The 2,756-nt window shown below is 70.4% G+C and carries 3 protein-coding genes; all 3 read left to right on the plus strand.

Annotated features, from left to right (window positions below; translation table 11 throughout):
• A partial coding sequence (locus WBL05_RS00035; RefSeq protein ID WP_424222950.1) for a glutamate-5-semialdehyde dehydrogenase occupies positions 1–1,183 on the plus strand: 1,183 nt, incomplete at its 5' end.
• Positions 1,180–1,902, plus strand: a complete 723-nt coding sequence (nadD, locus tag WBL05_RS00040) for a nicotinate-nucleotide adenylyltransferase (RefSeq protein ID WP_424222951.1) — start codon at positions 1,180–1,182, stop codon at positions 1,900–1,902. The genes WBL05_RS00035 and nadD, both read left to right, overlap by 4 nt.
• Positions 1,903–2,007: 105 nt before the next feature.
• Entirely contained in the window at positions 2,008–2,382 is a 375-nt protein-coding gene (gene rsfS, locus WBL05_RS00045) for a ribosome silencing factor (RefSeq protein ID WP_424222952.1), read from the plus strand.
• The last annotated feature ends 374 nt before the right edge of the window (positions 2,383–2,756 follow it).

Below are 2,756 nucleotides of genomic sequence, written 5' to 3' on the forward strand. Positions count from 1 at the left end.
GGACCGAGCCCACAAGGACGCCGCGCTGCACGCCATGGCCGACGCGCTGGCCGCCGCGTCCGACGAAGTGCTGGCCGCCAATGCCTCGGATGTTGCCCGGGCCCGCGAATCCGGCACCTCGGACGCGCTGATCGACCGGCTCAGCCTCAACCAGTCCCGCATCGACGGCATGGTCGCCGGGCTGCGGTCGCTGGCGAACCTGCCCGACCCGATCGGCGAGGTGGTGCGCGGCTGGCAGCTCGCCAACGGCGTGCACATCGACCAGGTGCGGGTGCCGCTCGGGGTGATCGGCATCATCTACGAGGCGCGGCCCAACGTCACCGCCGACGCCGCCGGCATCTGCCTGAAGTCGGGCAACGCCAGCCTGCTGCGCGGCAGCTCCAGCGCCGTCGACTCCAACAGGGCCATCGTCAAGGCGCTGCGCGCCGGGCTGGCGCAGGCCGGGCTGCCCGAGGACGCGGTCGCCCTGGTCGAGGGCGGGCACGAGACCACCACCGAGATGATGCAGGCCCGCGGGCTGATCGACGTGCTGATCCCGCGCGGCGGTGCCGGGCTGATCAACGCCGTGGTCAGCGGATCGCAGGTGCCGGTGATCGAGACCGGAACCGGCAACTGCCACCTGTTCGTCGACGCCGCCGCCGACCAGCAGATGGCGCTCGGGATCATGCTGAACGCCAAGACCCAGCGGCCCAGCGTCTGCAACGCGCTGGAGACCCTGCTGGTGCACCGGCAGGTGGCCGGCGAGTTCCTGCCTGCTGCGGTTGATGCGCTGACCGAGGCCGGGGTCACGCTGCACGGCGACGACGCGTCCCGGGCCATCGACCAGCGGATCGTCCCGGCCGGCGAGGGCGAGTACGACGACGAGTACCTGTCGCTCGACCTGGCCGTCAAGGTGGTCGACAACCTGGACGCCGCCCTGGAGCACATCCGGGAACACACCACCGGGCACTCCGAGACCATCGTCACCAACGACGCGGTCGCCCAGCGCCGGTTCGTCAGCGAGGTGGACGCCGCGGCCGTGCTGGTCAACGCGTCCAGCCGGTTCGTCGACGGCGGCGAGTTCGGGTTCGGCGCCGAGATCGGCATCTCGACCCAGAAGACCCACGCCCGCGGCCCCATGGCGCTGCCCGAGATGACCTCCACCAAGTACGTGATCACCGGCGCCGGCCAGGTTCGCGCATGAGCCAGTCAGTGACCGCCCGGGGCGCCCAGCTGCCCGAGAGCACCATCGACCTCGGGCTGGCGCGGGTGCGGGGCGGCGAGCGCCGCTACCGGCTGGGTGTGATGGGTGGCACCTTCGACCCCATTCATCACGGCCACCTGGTCGCCGGCAGCGAGGTCGCCGCCCGGTTCAACCTCGACGAGGTGGTCTTCGTGCCCACCGGGACGCCGTGGCAGAAGGCCGGACGCCGGGTCAGCAGCCGGGAGGACCGCTACCTGATGACGGTGATCGCCACCGCCTCCAACCCCCGGTTCTCGGTTTCGCGGGTTGACATCGACAGGCCTGGGGATACCTACACCGTTGACACCCTGCGGGATTTGAAGGCCGAGCGCGGCGCCGATGTTGACCTGTTCTTCATCACCGGCGCCGACGCGCTGGCCTCCATCCTGACGTGGCGGGGCGCTGATGAGCTGTTCGACCTGGGCAAGTTCGTCGGAGTCTCGCGGCCGGGGGTCGACCTCGGGGCGCGGGACATCAGCCACCTGCCCGCCGACAAGGTGACCCGGATGGAGATCCCGGCGCTGGCGATCAGCTCCACCGAGTGCCGGCGGCGGGTGGGGGAGGGGCTGCCGCTGTGGTACCTCGTGCCTGATGGGGTGGTGCAGTACGTCGCCAAGCGCGGGCTGTACACCCCGGCCAATGAGGGGGCCATCCTGACCGCCGATGCAGGGCCCCTATGAGCAGGGTGGCTGCCGATGACTCCCACTCCCACCCACCGACCACTGCGCACTCGTACCCACCGACCACTGCGCACTCCCACCCACCGACCAAGTCTGGAAGCCGAATTGACTGCTACTGATCAAGCCATCCACCTCGCCAAGCAGGCCGCCGAGGCCGCCAACGACAAGAAGGGCCTCGACATCGTCGCCTTCGACGTCTCGGAGGCGCTGGCCATCACCGACATCTTCCTGATCGTCAGCGCCAACAACGAACGGCTGGTCGGCGCGATCGTGGACGCCATCGAGGAACGCCTGATCGCCGATGAGGGGCGACGTCCAACCCGGCGGGAAGGCGGTAACGAGAACCGGTGGGTGCTGCTCGACTACCTGGACGTGGTGGTGCACGTGCAGCACTCCGAGGAGCGCAGCCTGTACGCGCTGGAGCGGCTGTGGAAGGACTGCCCCCGGATCGAGTTGGGGCTGAACGGGCTGGCCGGCTAGGAGGCGGGCCTGCCGGTCTCGCTTCGGCGCCCCGGCTCTCGGCGGCCGCGGCACACCCGCGTCCCTGGGCGCCATCGGGCCCCCACGCTGGGCATTATCGATCCGTGCGGCCCGATAATGTACGCCGCCGGGGCTTCAAGCGTGCATTATCCGTCCCTGGGGCCCGATAATGCACGACCCGCTCGGCCAGCCTGCGATCCGGAGCCCCCGAGTACTGCACGGCCCGCTCGGCCAGCCCTCGATCCGGAGCCCCCGAGTACTGCACGGCCCGCTCGGCCAGCCCTCGATCCCGAGCGCCGAGTACTGCACGACCCGCTCGGCCAGCCCTCGATCCCGGCCCCCGACGCCCACTGCGAAAGATCACGCAGCGTCGT

Origin of the sequence: Brooklawnia sp., from assembly GCF_049651565.1 — a bacterium.
Classification (GTDB): Bacteria; Actinomycetota; Actinomycetes; order Propionibacteriales; family Propionibacteriaceae; genus Brooklawnia.

Excerpts from the sequence above, each read along its gene's own strand:
- nadD (WP_424222951.1), top strand. The coding sequence starts at position 1,180 with ATGAGCCAGTCAGTGACCGCCCGGGGCGCCCAGCTGCCCGAGAGCACC.